Here is a 13,030-nt window from a genome sequence, read left to right as displayed (position 1 = left end):
GCGGGTTCACCAGGCCATTCACCGCCGGCGTCTTCTGACGTGACGGAAAATGACGCCTGCCAGATGACAAAACGGGGCGGATTATCCGCCCCATCCTGTCGGCTCAGTGCGCCAGGCGCGCGTAGCCAGCATGAAGGTTAGTGTTTTTTCAGTTTATCTTTATGTTTAGTCAGCTGACGGGCGAGCTTGTCGATCAGCCCGTCAATCGCCGCGTACATATCTTCCGCTTCCGACGTGGCGTGCAGCTCGCCACCGTTAACGTGGAGTGTTGCGTCAGCCACCTGCATGACTTTCTCAACTTTCAGGACAATATAGACCTGATTGATGTGCTCAAAATAGTGTTCCAGTTTGGCAAATTTAGCACTGACGAATTCACGCAGTGGTGGCGTAATTTCAACGTGTTGCCCGGTCAGGTTCAGCTGCATAGGTCTTCCTTCTCATTTCTGTCAAACCAGCTGTTTACGCTGGTTCGATGGCGGGATGGATAAAGACTCACGATATTTTGCGACGGTACGCCGTGCCACCATGATCCCCTGATCGGACAACATGGAGGTCAGTTTACTGTCGCTCAAGGGTTTGGCTGGATTTTCCGCCGAAATTAATTTTTTCACCAGCGCACGAATCGCGGTAGAGGAGGCTTCGCCGCCCCCTTCCGTGTTGACGTGGCTGGAGAAAAAGTACTTCAGTTCAAAAATACCGCGCGGACTGTGCAGATACTTCTGCGTGGTCACGCGGGAGATAGTCGATTCGTGCATCTCAACGGCCTGAGCGATATCAGCCAGGACCATCGGGCGCATAAACTCTTCGCCCTGCTCGAAAAACGCCTGCTGCTGCTCAACGATACAGCGCGTCACTTTCAGCAGTGTATCATTGCGGCTTTCCAGACTCTTAATCAGCCAGCGTGCTTCCTGCAGGTTGCTGCGAATAAACTGCGTGTCGCTGTCGTTACGCGTGGTGCCGCCCATCGCCGCATAGTGCTGATTGATCTTCAGGCGGGGCAGGCTGTCGGCGTTGAGTTCAACCGTCCAGCGGCTGCCGACCTTGCGCACCAGCACATCGGGAATCACATATTCCGGTTCGCCGGTGTTGATCGACTGGCCGGGACGCGGGTCCAGCGACTGAATCAGCAGCATCGCCTCTTTCAGCACCTCTTCTTTGAGGCGCGTTACCCGCATCAGGCTACGGAAGTCGTGGTTGGCCAGCAGGTCGAGATGCTCACTGACAATCAGACGTGCTTCGGTCAGCATGGGCGTGTCGGGTGCATATTGTGACAGCTGAACCAGCAGGCAGTCGCGCAGATCGCGCGCACCCACGCCAATCGGGTCAAAGCGCTGGATGCGTTTCAGCACCGCTTCAACCTCATCCACCTCCAGCTCGTCATTGCCGATACTGTCGAGGATCTCCTCAAGCGAAACGGTGAGATATCCGGTGTCATCGATAGCATCGACGATAGAGGTCGCAATCGCGCGATCGGTATCACTGAACGGCGTCAGGCCGACCTGCCACATCAGATAATCCTGCAGGGACTGCGTCGTTTCACCCTGGTAGACCGGTAGCTCATCATCCTGATAGTCCGTTCCGGTGCCGGAAGGTGTGCCAGCGGTGTAGATCTCATCCCAGGTGGCATCCAGCGGCAGTTCATCGGGCATCTCTTTTTGCTCAAGCGCTTCGCGGGTATCCAGCGCCTCCGCTTCTGCAGCGTCCCGGGAGTCGATCTCGTCGTGCGGGTCCGTCTGCTCAAGCAGGGGATTACTTTCCAGCGCCAGCTGTAGCTCCTGCTGGAGTTCAAGCGTAGAGAGCTGCAGCAGACGAATCGCCTGCTGCAGTTGGGGAGTCATTGCCAGCTGTTGGCTGAACCTGAGTTGTAAGCCTTGCTTCATAGACAGGATGATAGTTCCCAGGTAAATAGCGGTCTTAACGACACCTTATCAGAGTCTGAACTCTTCACCCAAATAAACCCGCTTAACCTGCTCATCCGCAAGAATTTCATTGGGTGTGCCGTGCGCGATCAGGTGGCCCTGGCTGACGATATAGGCCCGCTCACAGACCGCTAACGTTTCACGCACGTTATGGTCGGTAATCAGCACGCCGAGGCCGCTGTCACGCAGATGCTCAATGATCTTCTTAATGTCGATAACGGAGATAGGGTCAACACCGGCAAAAGGCTCATCCAGCAGAATGAATTTCGGATTGGCGGCCAGCGCACGCGCGATCTCAACACGGCGGCGTTCGCCGCCGGAGAGGGCCTGGCCCATGCTGTCGCGCAGGTGCTCAATGTGGAACTCTTCCATCAGCTCGCGGGCGCGATCCTGGCGTTGCTCTTCGGTCAGATCGTCACGGATCTGCAGCACCGCCATCAGGTTATCGTAAACGCTGAGGCGACGGAAAATGGAAGCCTCCTGCGGCAGATAGCCGATGCCACGACGCGCACGCGCATGCAGCGGCAGGATGCTGATATCTTCATCGTCAATCACGATACGGCCCGCGTCACGCGGCACGATGCCGACCACCATGTAAAACGTGGTGGTTTTACCGGCACCGTTCGGGCCCAGCAGGCCGACAATCTCGCCGGATTTCACCTGCAGACTGACATCTTCTACCACGCGACGGCCTTTGTAGGCCTTCGCCAGGTTTTCTGCGATTAATGTGGCCATAGCTATCAGTTACTCTTCTTCTCGCTGTTGGACGACGCTTTATCCTGAAGTTGCGACGGCACCAGTACGGTGGTGACGCGCTTGTTCTGGCCCTGGCTGAAAGCCTGCATCTTCTGCTCTTTCACCAGGTAGGTGATGCGATCGCCTTTGATGTTGCTGTCCTGCTGCTCAATAAACGCATTGCCGGTCAGTTCAACGAAATCGTTGGCCAGTTCGTAATGCAGTTTTGCGGCGTGGCCCTGAACCGGTTTGCCGCTGTCCTGCATCTGATAGAAGGTGGCAGGATTACCGTAGGCGTCGACGATGGTTTTCTTACTGTCGCCGCCCGGACGGGTGACCACGACTTTATCTGCCGTAATTTTGATGGTGCCCTGCGTCACAATGACGTTACCGGTAAAGGTCGCGACATTGCCCTGTAAATCCAGCGCCTGATTCTGCGAGTCAATATTAACGGGTTTGTCCGAGTCACCGGTCAGGGCCAGCGCCGGAACGCTGGTCGCCAGCAGCACGCTGGCCAGTAAAAGCTTCAGGCTATTTTTGTTCATTTTGAATTTCATAAGAGGTTTTGACCTTCTCGATTAACTCGGCGTTTTTTGTCCGTAAATTGCCGCGCATTTTCATGCCGGTGGAGTTAAAGCTGCGGCCATACAATGTCACCTGGTCATCCGAGGTAACGTCCTGGGTCACCAGATTGATCTGCGCGTTATCTGTTTTGATCCGCTCCAGCTGAGAATCCTGCGTCAGCGTGTTGAGCTCAACATGGCCATAAAGATAAAGCATACGATCTTTGGTGAGCTTTGCCTTATCCGCGCGTAACGTCCAGGTCGGGATTTTGTTCTCATCATAGGTGGTCATCACCGGATGCTCGAACCAGCTCAGTTCGTCATCCGAGAAATAGGTCACTTTGTCTGAGACCAGTTTATAGGACAGCGCGCCCTGCGGGTTGTAAACCACCGTGTGCGAATCCGCACTGGTGTAGGTCGGAGACTGACTGTCTGTCCCGACGGGCATCCCATCGTCATCCTTATTGGTAAGATTCCAGCCGATCAAAACCAGTGCAATCAAGGTCAGAATCAGCGTTATCCAACGCCTGCTTTTACTCATACTGATTGCCCTTTGGCATCCTCAAATTTGTTCTGCGCCATTAAGATCAGATCGCAGACTTCACGAACCGCACCGCGTCCACCGGCGATACGGGTAACATAGTCTGCGCGCGGCAACAGGATAGGATGTGCATCCGCCACCGCCACGCTCAATCCCACCTTCGCCATGACCGGCCAGTCGATCAGGTCATCGCCGATATAGGCGACCTGGTCGTCGGAAAGAGACAGTTTATCCAGAAGTTCGCGATAGGCCAAAAGCTTATCCGATTGTCCCTGATAAAGATGACGGATGCCGAGCGTTTTGCAGCGATCTTCCATCAGACGGGCATTGCGGCCGGTAATAATAGCCACTTCCACATCTGAGGTCAGCAGGCAGCGCACGCCATAGCCATCCCGCACGTTGAACGCCTTAAGCTCTTCACCGTTATTTCCCATGTAGATCACCCCGTCGGACATCACGCCGTCCACGTCGCAGATCAGCAGACGAATGCGACTGGCGCGCGCCATAACCTCAGCACTGACCGGGCCGTAGCAGGTGTCAATCGGGGGAGTTGCCTGTTGCATTTTCTCTTCCTGTTCAGACTACGCCAGCGCGCAGCATGTCATGCATATGTACCACACCGAGCAGATGGTCGTCATCGGCCACCAGAATCGACGTAATGTTTTTGGTCTGCATCAGGTTCAGGGCGTCCACCGCCAGCATGTTTGGCCGGACGCGGATGCCCCCTGGCGTCATCACTTCCCCGATGGTGGCACGCTGAAAATCGATGCCCATATCAAAGATGCGGCGCAGGTCACCATCAGTAAAAATCCCTTCGATTTTCATCAGGTCGTCAACGATCACCGTCAGACCGAGGTTTTTGCGGGTAATCTCCAGCAGCGCATCGCGCAGTGAGGCGTCACGGGTGACATGCGGCAGCGCATCGCCACTGTGCATGATATCGGCCACATGCAGCAGCAGTTTGCGGCCCAGCGCACCGCCGGGGTGGGAGAGGGCGAAATCCTCCGCTGTAAATCCCCGCGCTTCCAGCAGCGAAACCGCCAGAGCATCACCCATCACCAGCGTGGCGGTGGTACTGCTGGTCGGGGCCAGGCCCAGCGGGCAGGCTTCCTGAGGAACGTGGACGCAGAGATGCACGTCGGCAGCCCGTCCCATCGCGCTGTCAGGCCGTCCGGTCATGCAGATCAGCGTAATGTGCTGGCGCTTCAGCACCGGAATCAGGGCGAGAATCTCGTTCGACTCCCCGCTGTTAGAGATGGCGATGACCACATCATTTTTGCTCACCATGCCCAGATCGCCGTGGCTGGCTTCGCCCGGATGCACAAAAAAGGCGGGCGTGCCGGTGCTGGCAAAGGTCGCCGCCATTTTCTTGCCGACGTGACCTGACTTCCCCATGCCCATCACCACCACCTTACCCTGGCAGGCATAGATCAGGGCGCAGGCGCGGGCAAAGTCCTCATTGATATATTGATCGAGCTGTTCCAGCCCTTCACGCTCAATGCGCAGGACGGTTTTTCCCACCTGCTGGAAGTCGAATGCTGTTGGTTGCTGATGTGACATAGTGAGTCTGTCCTTGTTAGCCGTCCATGAACGCCGGCTGCATCCACAGCAGCGTCACCCAGACGAAGAAACCACAGAGTAAAATCAGGCCTGCCGTTCGGCCAACACGGCTGCGCCGTAGCAGGCAGAGCAGGGCAAAGAGCGCACTCACGCCGAGCATCACCCAGTAGTCACGAGCGAAAGCGTGATAGTCAATGCTGCCGGGGTGGATCAGCGCCGGCAGGCCAAGCACGATGGCAATATTATAAATGTTGGCACCGACCAGATTACCGATCGCGATATCATCTTCGCCTTTCAGTGCACCGGCGATGACCGTTGCCAGCTCAGGCAGGCTGGTGCCCACGGCAATCAGCGTCAGGCCCATCACCAGCTCACTGACGCCAAAGTAGTCGGCAAAGGCCGTAGCGTTGTCGATCACCATGCGTGTCGACATCGGCAGGATGATCAGCGCAACGGCGAGCCAGAGAAAGGCCACCGTGTTGCCGCTCTCTTCACGGGGCAACTCGGCCAGCTGCTCGCGGGTCAGGGTGTCGTTATTGTCCCGTTCGGCCTTGCGCGCGATGCGAATCACCACCAGAAGATAAATCGCGGCAATCGCGATCAGGCCAATTCCATCCAGTCGACTAAGCTGATTGTCAAACAGCATAAAACCGCTGAGCAGGGTGACCAGCAACATCAGCGGCAGTTCGCGGCGAATCAGATTAGAATGCACACTCAGCGGGTGCATAAGCGCAGCGGCACCCAGAATCAGTAAAATGTTCGTAATATTCGAGCCGAGGGCGGTGCCCACAGCGAGATCCATCTGGCCATGCTGCGCTGCCGAAAAGGAGAGGATCATCTCCGGCAGCGAGGTGCCGATGCTGACCACGGTCATGCCGATAATCAGCGGCGGAATGCCCAGAGAGCGGCATAATATTGAGGCGCTAAACACCAGACGATCGGCACCATAAGCCAGTAAAAGCAAACCGATAATCAACAGTGCAGAAGCTACGAACATGAAAAATCCTTGCGTAAAAACTCAGGCCGGCAATGCGTTCCCGGCCGGTTTAAAATTCTGTTTGGCGAGACAGGCGCTGATTTTGACCGCCTCAGGGGCAAAAGTAAATTTAATGACCATTTTCGCCAAATCTTAGCGGTAAGTTTCTGTAAAGCTATCGTGAATCAGGACCGAACAGGCTACCATCGTACCCCATGTTTACGCCCGATCCTTACAAGAGGTAATAATGACCCAGCAGCAAACGAATCTGGTTGAGGTTCGTGGCGTGAGTTTTTCGCGCGGAGATCGCACCATCTTTGATGACATCTCGCTGACCGTGCCGAAAGGCAAAGTGACCGCGATTATGGGGCCATCGGGGATCGGAAAAACCACTCTGCTACGCTTGATTGGGGGGCAACTTCAGCCGACCCGCGGCGAGATTTTTTTCCGTGGCGAAAACATTCCGTCATTATCGCGCGCCAGACTGTATGAAGCGCGTAAAAAGATGAGCATGCTGTTCCAGTCGGGTGCGCTGTTTACAGACTTAACGGTTTATGAAAACGTTGCGTGGCCGCTGCGTGAACATACGCGACTGCCTGAGCCGCTGCTGCACAGCACGGTGCTGATGAAGCTGGAGGCGGTGGGCCTGCGGGGCGCGGCCCAGCTGAAGCCCGCAGAGCTGTCAGGCGGAATGGCGCGACGTGTGGCCCTGGCGCGCGCTATTGCGCTGGAGCCGGAACTCATCATGTTTGATGAGCCCTTCGTCGGTCAGGATCCGATTACCATGGGCGTGCTGGTCAAACTCATTGATGAACTGAACCATGCGCTGGGCCTGACCTGCATCGTGGTCTCGCATGACGTACCGGAAGTACTGAGCATTGCGGACTATGCCTATATTGTGGCCGGACAAAAAATTATCGCACACGGCACCACGCCGGAACTGCGAGAGAATAACGACCCGCGCGTGCGCCAGTTTATTGATGGCGATGCGGATGGTCCGGTTCCATTCCGTTTTCCTGCCGGCGATTATCTCGCTGATTTAACCGGCTCACGGAGTAACTAAACAGATGGTCTTGAAGGCGCTGGCGTCGTTTGGTCGTCAGGGAATTGAAACGTGCGCCAGTTTTGGACGCGCAGGATTAATGCTGTTTCACGCGCTGGTAGGAAAACCGGCGTTTCGCAGACACACGCCGCTACTGATCAAACAGCTCTACAGCGTTGGCGTGCTGTCGCTCCTGATTATTGTGGTATCGGGTCTCTTCATTGGCATGGTTCTCGGGCTGCAGGGCTATCTGGTGCTGACCACCTATGGCGCCGAAACCAGTCTGGGTATGCTGGTGGCCCTGTCGCTGCTGCGAGAGCTGGGACCGGTGGTGACCGCACTGCTGTTTGCCGGCCGGGCGGGCTCGGCGCTGACGGCGGAAATCGGCCTGATGAAAGCCACCGAGCAGCTCTCCAGTATGGAAATGATGGCGGTCGATCCGTTACGCCGGGTGGTGTCGCCCCGTTTCTGGGCGGGCTTTATCAGCATGCCGCTGCTGGCACTCATCTTCACGGCGGTCGGGATCGCGGGCGGTGCGCTGGTGGGGGTGAGCTGGAAGGGGATCGATCCCGGCTTCTTCTGGTCGGCGATGCAGAACGCGGTCGATTTCCGTACCGACGTGGTGAACTGCCTGATCAAAAGTGCCGTCTTTGCCGTGACGGTGACCTGGATTGCTCTTTTTAATGGCTATGACGCGATTCCCACTTCCGAAGGGATCAGTCGCGCGACAACGCGTACCGTCGTACACGCCTCTCTGGCGGTACTCGGGTTGGATTTTGTGCTGACAGCACTGATGTTTGGGAATTGATGCAATGCAAAGCAAAAAAAGCGAAATCTGGGTTGGCATTTTTATGATTATGGCGCTGATCGCCGCGCTGTTCCTCTGTCTGCGCGTCGCCGACCTGAAGTCAATGGGCACGGAGCCGACGTGGAAACTCTACGCGACCTTTGACAATATTGGCGGCCTCAAAGCCAGTTCGCCGGTCAAAATCGGCGGCGTAGTGATTGGCCGGGTGACGGATATCGAGCTTGAACCGAAGACCCTGCTGCCGCGCGTCACGATGGAGATCAGCGATCAGTACGCGAATAAAATTTCAGACACCAGTTCGCTGGCAATTCGCACCCAGGGTCTGCTGGGTGAGCAGTTCCTGGCGCTTAACTTAGGCTTTGACGACCCTGAGCTCGGTTCGGCGATGCTGAAAGATGGCGATACGCTGCGCGACACCAAATCGGCGATGGTGCTTGAAGATCTGATCGGTCAGTTCCTTTACAAGAGCGGCGACAACAAACAAAAAAACGAGGGCAAGGATGCGCAGGATGGCAGCAGTGCCGCGCCTGCGGAACCGGCTCAACCTTAAAGAAGAGGGCATACCATGTTTAAACGTTTACTGATGATTGCCATGCTGGTGGTTGCGGTCCCGCTGACGGCAACGGCAGCCGACCAGAGCAATCCCTACAAGCTGATGAACGAAGCGGCGCAAAAGACCTTCAGCCGTCTGAAAAATGAGCAGCCAAAAATCAAGCAGGACCCCAACTACCTGCGTCAGATTGTGCGTCAGGAACTGCTGCCTTACGTGCAGATCAAATATGCGGGCGCATTAGTGCTGGGTCGCTACTATCGTGACTCAACACCGGCCCAGCGCGAAGCTTACTTCAGCGCTTTTGGCGACTATCTGGCCCAGGCTTATGGTCAGGCACTGGCCCTCTACAACGGCCAGAGCTACCAGATCCAGCCTGAGCAGCCGCTGGGCGACGCCAAAATTGTGGCGATTCGCGTCACTATCATCGATCCTAATGGCCGTCCGCCGGTTCGCCTCGACTTTCAGTGGCGTAAAAACAGCCAGACTGGCAACTGGCAGGCTTATGACATGATTGCCGAAGGCGTCAGCATGATCACCACCAAACAGAATGAGTGGAGCGATCTGTTACGGACCAAAGGTATCGATGGTCTGACGGCGCAGCTCAAATCGTCTGCGTCACAGCCAATCACGCTGGATAAACAACAATAATGCACGAATCGTTACGCTGGGAGCGCGAAGCCAGCACGCTATTACTGAAAGGCGAGCTGGATCGCGACACCCTGATGGGCCTCTGGCAGCAGCGTGAAACGCTGATTCGCGGCGTCGAGACGATCGACGTCGCGGCGCTGAACCGGGTTGACTCTTCCGGCCTCGCTCTGCTGGTGCACCTGCGGGAAATCGCACGGGCGCAGGGGAGCACCCCGCGCTTTGCCGGTATCAGCGACAAACTGCAGTCGCTGATTACGCTTTACAATCTGCAACAGATTATTGTTTCTGCGGATAAAAGCGCCTGATTTCCGCTTGTTATGCTAAGCCCCTGTTTTCAACAGGGGCTTTTGCGTATTTAAGAGTCAGCCGCTTTCCTCTACTATGTCAGCCTTATTATTATTAAGTGAAGTTAAGCACAATGGAAAACAGTGAAATTCAGGCCGTGCTGATGGCAGCGCTGCCTTTAGATGAAGTGCATGTGATGAGCAACGATGGCAGCCATTTTCAGGTGATCGCCGTAGGCGAACTGTTTGGCGAGCTGAGCCGCGTGAAAAAACAGCAGGCTGTCTACGCGCCGCTAATGGAATACATCGCGGACAACCGCATCCATGCTGTCTCTATCAAAACCTATACTCCCGCTGAATGGGCGCGCGACCGTAAACTCAACGGTTTCTGAGCCCTCAGCGTGGTGCACTCGTGGTAAGCGAGTCCCATCTTTAGCTAGTTAATTGAGAGCCGTGTTAATGGACAAATTTCGTGTGCAAGGCCCCACCCGCTTAAGTGGTGAAGTAACCATTTCCGGGGCGAAGAACGCCGCGCTACCTATTCTGTTTGCTGCCCTGCTGGCTGAAGAGCCGGTAGAGATCCAGAATGTGCCAAAGCTGCGCGACATTGATACCACCATGAAGCTGCTGAGCCAGCTGGGAGCGAAGGTGGAGCGCAACGGTTCTGTGCATGTCGATGCCAGCGCGGTCGATGTATTTTGTGCGCCTTACGATCTGGTGAAAACCATGCGCGCCTCCATCTGGGCGCTGGGCCCGCTGGTGGCGCGTTTTGGTCAGGGTCAGGTTTCGCTGCCGGGCGGCTGCGCGATTGGTGCGCGTCCGGTTGACCTGCATATCACCGGCCTGGAACAGCTGGGTGCCGAGATTAAGCTGGAAGAGGGCTACGTCAAGGCATCTGTCAACGGCCGCCTGAAGGGCGCGCTGATTGTCATGGACAAGATCAGCGTCGGCGCAACCGTCACTATCATGAGTGCGGCAACCCTTGCGACCGGCACCACCGTGATTGAGAATGCGGCGCGGGAGCCGGAAATTGTCGATACCGCCAACTTCCTTAATACGCTGGGTGCCCGCATCAGCGGCGCAGGCACCGACAAGATCACCATCGAAGGCGTCGAGCGTCTGGGCGGCGGTGTTTACCGCGTTCTGCCGGACCGCATCGAAGCCGGCACCTTCCTGGTGGCAGCCGCCATTTCAGGCGGCAAAGTGATGTGCCACAAGGCTCAGCCCGATACGATGGATGCGGTTCTCTCTAAGCTGCGTGACGCCGGTGCCGATATCGAAACCGGCGAAGACTGGATCAGTCTCGATATGCACGGCAAACGCCCTAAAGCGGTTAATGTGCGCACCGCGCCACACCCGGGTTTCCCGACCGATATGCAGGCGCAGTTCACCCTGCTGAATATGGTGGCGGAAGGCACCGGCGTGATTACCGAAACCATTTTCGAAAACCGTTTCATGCACATCCCGGAACTGATTCGTATGGGCGGCCATGCGGAGATCGAGAGCAACACCGCGATCTGTCACGGGGTGGAAACCCTGTCCGGTGCGCAGGTGATGGCGACCGATTTGCGCGCTTCTGCCAGCCTGGTTCTGGCTGGCTGTATCGCGGAAGGCACGACATTCGTCGATCGCATTTATCACATCGATCGTGGCTATGAGCATATCGAAGATAAGCTGAAAGCGATGGGTGCGAATATCGAGCGCGTCAGCGAAGAGTAATCTCAGGTATGCGCTGAAAGAACCAGCCCTTTGCGGGGCTGGTTTTTTTTCGCCTGTCGATCTCAGGGCGTGCCGGAAAGATCGGCGGGGATCCGGATACGTTTTTTGCGATCCAGCAGGCGGTGCGTGTCAGGATCGTAGTAGCGGCTGGGCCAGATCTCGCTGGGATGCACCTCGATCGCCTCAGCGATCAGCCATTCGCCTTTTGGCCACGGGCGCGTCAGCGCATTCGCGAGTGTTGATGAGCTGAGGCCGGCCGAGCGTGACAGTGCGGCCAGCGTCGTACCGCGTTTGTGCAGGGCTGCGATAATGTCAGCCGGGTGCCAGTCTTCCATCCTTTTTTGCATAACCCGTTCTCCTTGTCTTTGTGTCGTCCACCGGGACGTTGGCTTACCTTTTTACTGTTATCTGGAAAGTAAGCGTTTTTTATAGCAAATAGTTTCCATTAATTTCCAGTAATATTTGGCGTCAGCGTCGGGTCTGTGTGACAGCCCGCAAAAGGCATGCAACAGCAATGAGCGAACATAAAGAAGTGAGAGCGGGGAGGAGAAACGGAGCCGGGGAGGCTCCGTAGGGAATCAGAAATCGCGCTGAACCGACATATGCGCCAGCGACTCCAGCGCACTGCGCCAGGGTGATTCAGGCAGAATACGCAGAGCGGCAATCGCCTTGTCCGCTTCCTGTTCGGCGCGGGTGCGGGTCCACTCCAGCGAGCCGCACTGGTGCATCGCTTCCAGTACCGGTTCCAGCAGATGGCGGCCATTACCCTGCTCAATGGCTTCGCGGATCATCTTCGCCTGCTCAGGTGAGCCGTTCTGCATTGCATGCAGCAGCGGCAGCGTCGGTTTCCCTTCGCTCAGGTCGTCGCCGGTGTTTTTACCCAGCGTCTCTCCGTCCGCACTGTAATCCAGCAAATCGTCGATTAACTGGAAAGCCGTGCCCAGATAGCGTCCATAATCCTGCAGCGCTTTCTCCTCTTCCGGCGTGGCGTCAGCCAGGATCGCAGAAGCCTGCGACGCGGCTTCAAACAGGCGCGCGGTCTTGCTGTAAATCACGCGCATGTAGCTCTCTTCGGTGATGTCAGGATCGTTCACGTTCATCAGCTGCAGGACTTCGCCCTCGGCTATCACGTTGACCGCTTCTGACATCAGCGCCAGGATACGCAGCGACCCCATGCTGGTCATCATCTGGAAGGCGCGGGTGTAAATAAAATCCCCGACCAGCACGCTTGCCGCATTGCCAAACGCCGCGTTCGCGGTCGCTTTGCCACGACGCATATCGGATTCATCCACGACATCGTCATGCAGCAGCGTGGCGGTGTGGATAAATTCGATCAGCGCCGCATTGGTCACGTGCAGGTCGCCCTTGTAGCCCATGGCGCGTGCGGAGAGCACGGCAATCATGGGACGGATACGCTTACCCCCACCACTGATGATGTAGTAGCCCAACTGGTTGATGAGCGAGACATCTGAATTCAGCTGGTCGAGGATGGTCTGGTTAACGGCAGCCATATCCTGTGCGGTTAATTCGTTGATCTGTTCTAAGTTCATTCGTCTTTTCAGCTATGACTCGTTATCTCTGCCATGGTAAGTGCTTTTACCCAGCCAGCGTTCAGGTAATCTGTTACTGATTGTACTTGAATTTTCAGCCTGAGAAACGGTTGCATTCAGCCTGTGTTTTTT

Annotated in this window: 17 protein-coding genes; 7 read left to right on the top strand and 10 right to left on the bottom strand. The window is 56.2% G+C overall.

Translation table 11 applies throughout. The annotated features are described in order from the left end of the window. Nucleotides 1–137: 137 nt before the first annotated feature. From hpf to HFD97_RS11525, 8 genes are read right to left on the bottom strand one after another with little or no spacing between them, the layout of a single operon-like run. Nucleotides 138–425 (bottom strand): ribosome hibernation promoting factor, encoded by a 288-nt coding sequence (hpf, locus tag HFD97_RS11560; RefSeq protein WP_009092471.1) that lies wholly within the window; start codon nucleotides 423–425, stop codon nucleotides 138–140. Between the two features lie 21 nt (nucleotides 426–446). Continuing rightward, the gene (rpoN, locus tag HFD97_RS11555; protein WP_009092468.1) at nucleotides 447–1,880 is read right to left on the bottom strand and encodes an RNA polymerase factor sigma-54; all 1,434 of its coding nucleotides are present in this window, start codon (nucleotides 1,878–1,880) and stop codon (nucleotides 447–449) included. A 48-nt stretch (nucleotides 1,881–1,928) separates the two neighbouring features. Then, nucleotides 1,929–2,654, bottom strand: a complete 726-nt coding sequence (lptB, locus tag HFD97_RS11550) for an LPS export ABC transporter ATP-binding protein (protein WP_009092467.1) — start codon at nucleotides 2,652–2,654, stop codon at nucleotides 1,929–1,931. A gap of 5 nt (nucleotides 2,655–2,659) precedes the next feature. Next, entirely contained in the window at nucleotides 2,660–3,211 is a 552-nt protein-coding gene (gene lptA / locus HFD97_RS11545) for a lipopolysaccharide ABC transporter substrate-binding protein LptA (protein WP_033736432.1), read from the bottom strand. Continuing rightward, nucleotides 3,186–3,758 (bottom strand): LPS export ABC transporter periplasmic protein LptC, encoded by a 573-nt coding sequence (lptC, locus tag HFD97_RS11540; RefSeq protein ID WP_009092465.1) that lies wholly within the window; start codon nucleotides 3,756–3,758, stop codon nucleotides 3,186–3,188. The genes lptA and lptC overlap by 26 nt, the downstream gene beginning before the upstream one ends. Then, a complete protein-coding gene (gene kdsC, locus HFD97_RS11535) occupies nucleotides 3,755–4,321 on the bottom strand; it encodes a 3-deoxy-manno-octulosonate-8-phosphatase KdsC (protein WP_009092464.1) in 567 nt (188 codons plus the stop codon). Before kdsC ends, lptC begins: the two co-directional genes overlap by 4 nt. A gap of 13 nt (nucleotides 4,322–4,334) precedes the next feature. Continuing rightward, on the bottom strand, nucleotides 4,335–5,318 hold the full coding sequence (gene kdsD, locus HFD97_RS11530) for an arabinose-5-phosphate isomerase KdsD (RefSeq protein WP_009092463.1): 984 nt from the start codon (nucleotides 5,316–5,318) through the stop codon (nucleotides 4,335–4,337). Between the two features lie 16 nt (nucleotides 5,319–5,334). Beyond that, entirely contained in the window at nucleotides 5,335–6,315 is a 981-nt protein-coding gene (locus tag HFD97_RS11525; RefSeq protein ID WP_167431931.1) for a calcium/sodium antiporter, read from the bottom strand. Between the two features lie 226 nt (nucleotides 6,316–6,541). Here HFD97_RS11525 and mlaF point away from each other — a divergent pair, with 226 nt between their 5' ends. The 7 genes from mlaF (at nucleotide 6,542) to murA (ending at nucleotide 11,348) form a co-directional block, all read left to right on the top strand. Continuing rightward, nucleotides 6,542–7,357: a phospholipid ABC transporter ATP-binding protein MlaF gene (gene mlaF, locus HFD97_RS11520; protein WP_046101074.1), complete on the top strand. Its 816-nt coding sequence runs from the start codon at nucleotides 6,542–6,544 to the stop codon at nucleotides 7,355–7,357. A 4-nt stretch (nucleotides 7,358–7,361) separates the two neighbouring features. Next, complete coding sequence (gene mlaE / locus HFD97_RS11515) at nucleotides 7,362–8,144, top strand: lipid asymmetry maintenance ABC transporter permease subunit MlaE (protein ID WP_009092460.1); 783 nt, start codon at nucleotides 7,362–7,364, stop codon at nucleotides 8,142–8,144. 4 nt (nucleotides 8,145–8,148) lie between these two features. Beyond that, nucleotides 8,149–8,694, top strand: a complete 546-nt coding sequence (gene mlaD / locus HFD97_RS11510) for an outer membrane lipid asymmetry maintenance protein MlaD (protein WP_009092459.1) — start codon at nucleotides 8,149–8,151, stop codon at nucleotides 8,692–8,694. 15 nt (nucleotides 8,695–8,709) lie between these two features. After that, nucleotides 8,710–9,345 (top strand): phospholipid-binding protein MlaC, encoded by a 636-nt coding sequence (gene mlaC, locus HFD97_RS11505; RefSeq protein ID WP_009092458.1) that lies wholly within the window; start codon nucleotides 8,710–8,712, stop codon nucleotides 9,343–9,345. Beyond that, nucleotides 9,345–9,650, top strand: coding sequence for a lipid asymmetry maintenance protein MlaB (gene mlaB, locus HFD97_RS11500; protein WP_046101075.1), 306 nt, complete (start codon nucleotides 9,345–9,347; stop codon nucleotides 9,648–9,650). The genes mlaC and mlaB overlap by 1 nt, the downstream gene beginning before the upstream one ends. Nucleotides 9,651–9,763: 113 nt before the next feature. Then, entirely contained in the window at nucleotides 9,764–10,021 is a 258-nt protein-coding gene (ibaG, locus tag HFD97_RS11495) for a BolA family iron metabolism protein IbaG (protein ID WP_009092456.1), read from the top strand. A gap of 67 nt (nucleotides 10,022–10,088) precedes the next feature. Next, nucleotides 10,089–11,348 carry a UDP-N-acetylglucosamine 1-carboxyvinyltransferase gene (gene murA / locus HFD97_RS11490; RefSeq protein ID WP_009092454.1) on the top strand — a complete coding sequence of 420 codons (1,260 nt, stop codon included), beginning with the start codon at nucleotides 10,089–10,091 and terminating at the stop codon, nucleotides 11,346–11,348. A 62-nt stretch (nucleotides 11,349–11,410) separates the two neighbouring features. Here murA and HFD97_RS11485 read toward each other — a convergent pair whose 3' ends face one another. Next, complete coding sequence (locus HFD97_RS11485; protein WP_033736431.1) at nucleotides 11,411–11,695, bottom strand: helix-turn-helix transcriptional regulator; 285 nt, start codon at nucleotides 11,693–11,695, stop codon at nucleotides 11,411–11,413. A gap of 231 nt (nucleotides 11,696–11,926) precedes the next feature. After that, nucleotides 11,927–12,898, bottom strand: coding sequence for an octaprenyl diphosphate synthase (ispB, locus tag HFD97_RS11480; protein ID WP_009092450.1), 972 nt, complete (start codon nucleotides 12,896–12,898; stop codon nucleotides 11,927–11,929). Nucleotides 12,899–13,030 lie beyond the last annotated feature (132 nt).

The sequence above is a fragment of the Pantoea sp. EKM103V genome (assembly GCF_011800365.1).
GTDB classification, from domain to species: Bacteria; Pseudomonadota; Gammaproteobacteria; order Enterobacterales; family Enterobacteriaceae; genus Pantoea; species Pantoea anthophila.
This window is presented reverse-complemented; position numbering and strand designations above follow the sequence as displayed.

Excerpts from the sequence above, each read along its gene's own strand:
- mlaE (WP_009092460.1), top strand. The coding sequence starts at position 7,362 with ATGGTCTTGAAGGCGCTGGCGTCGTTTGGTCGTCAGGGAATTGAAACG.
- murA (WP_009092454.1), top strand. The coding sequence starts at position 10,089 with ATGGACAAATTTCGTGTGCAAGGCCCCACCCGCTTAAGTGGTGAAGTA.
- mlaB (WP_046101075.1), top strand. The coding sequence starts at position 9,345 with ATGCACGAATCGTTACGCTGGGAGCGCGAAGCCAGCACGCTATTACTG.
- kdsC (WP_009092464.1), bottom strand. The coding sequence starts at position 4,321 with ATGCAACAGGCAACTCCCCCGATTGACACCTGCTACGGCCCGGTCAGT.
- rpoN (WP_009092468.1), bottom strand. The coding sequence starts at position 1,880 with ATGAAGCAAGGCTTACAACTCAGGTTCAGCCAACAGCTGGCAATGACT.
- mlaD (WP_009092459.1), top strand. The coding sequence starts at position 8,149 with ATGCAAAGCAAAAAAAGCGAAATCTGGGTTGGCATTTTTATGATTATG.
- ispB (WP_009092450.1), bottom strand. The coding sequence starts at position 12,898 with ATGAACTTAGAACAGATCAACGAATTAACCGCACAGGATATGGCTGCC.
- lptA (WP_033736432.1), bottom strand. The coding sequence starts at position 3,211 with ATGAAATTCAAAATGAACAAAAATAGCCTGAAGCTTTTACTGGCCAGC.
- HFD97_RS11525 (WP_167431931.1), bottom strand. The coding sequence starts at position 6,315 with ATGTTCGTAGCTTCTGCACTGTTGATTATCGGTTTGCTTTTACTGGCT.
- lptB (WP_009092467.1), bottom strand. The coding sequence starts at position 2,654 with ATGGCCACATTAATCGCAGAAAACCTGGCGAAGGCCTACAAAGGCCGT.
- lptC (WP_009092465.1), bottom strand. The coding sequence starts at position 3,758 with ATGAGTAAAAGCAGGCGTTGGATAACGCTGATTCTGACCTTGATTGCA.
- HFD97_RS11485 (WP_033736431.1), bottom strand. The coding sequence starts at position 11,695 with ATGCAAAAAAGGATGGAAGACTGGCACCCGGCTGACATTATCGCAGCC.
- mlaF (WP_046101074.1), top strand. The coding sequence starts at position 6,542 with ATGACCCAGCAGCAAACGAATCTGGTTGAGGTTCGTGGCGTGAGTTTT.
- hpf (WP_009092471.1), bottom strand. The coding sequence starts at position 425 with ATGCAGCTGAACCTGACCGGGCAACACGTTGAAATTACGCCACCACTG.
- mlaC (WP_009092458.1), top strand. The coding sequence starts at position 8,710 with ATGTTTAAACGTTTACTGATGATTGCCATGCTGGTGGTTGCGGTCCCG.
- kdsD (WP_009092463.1), bottom strand. The coding sequence starts at position 5,318 with ATGTCACATCAGCAACCAACAGCATTCGACTTCCAGCAGGTGGGAAAA.
- ibaG (WP_009092456.1), top strand. The coding sequence starts at position 9,764 with ATGGAAAACAGTGAAATTCAGGCCGTGCTGATGGCAGCGCTGCCTTTA.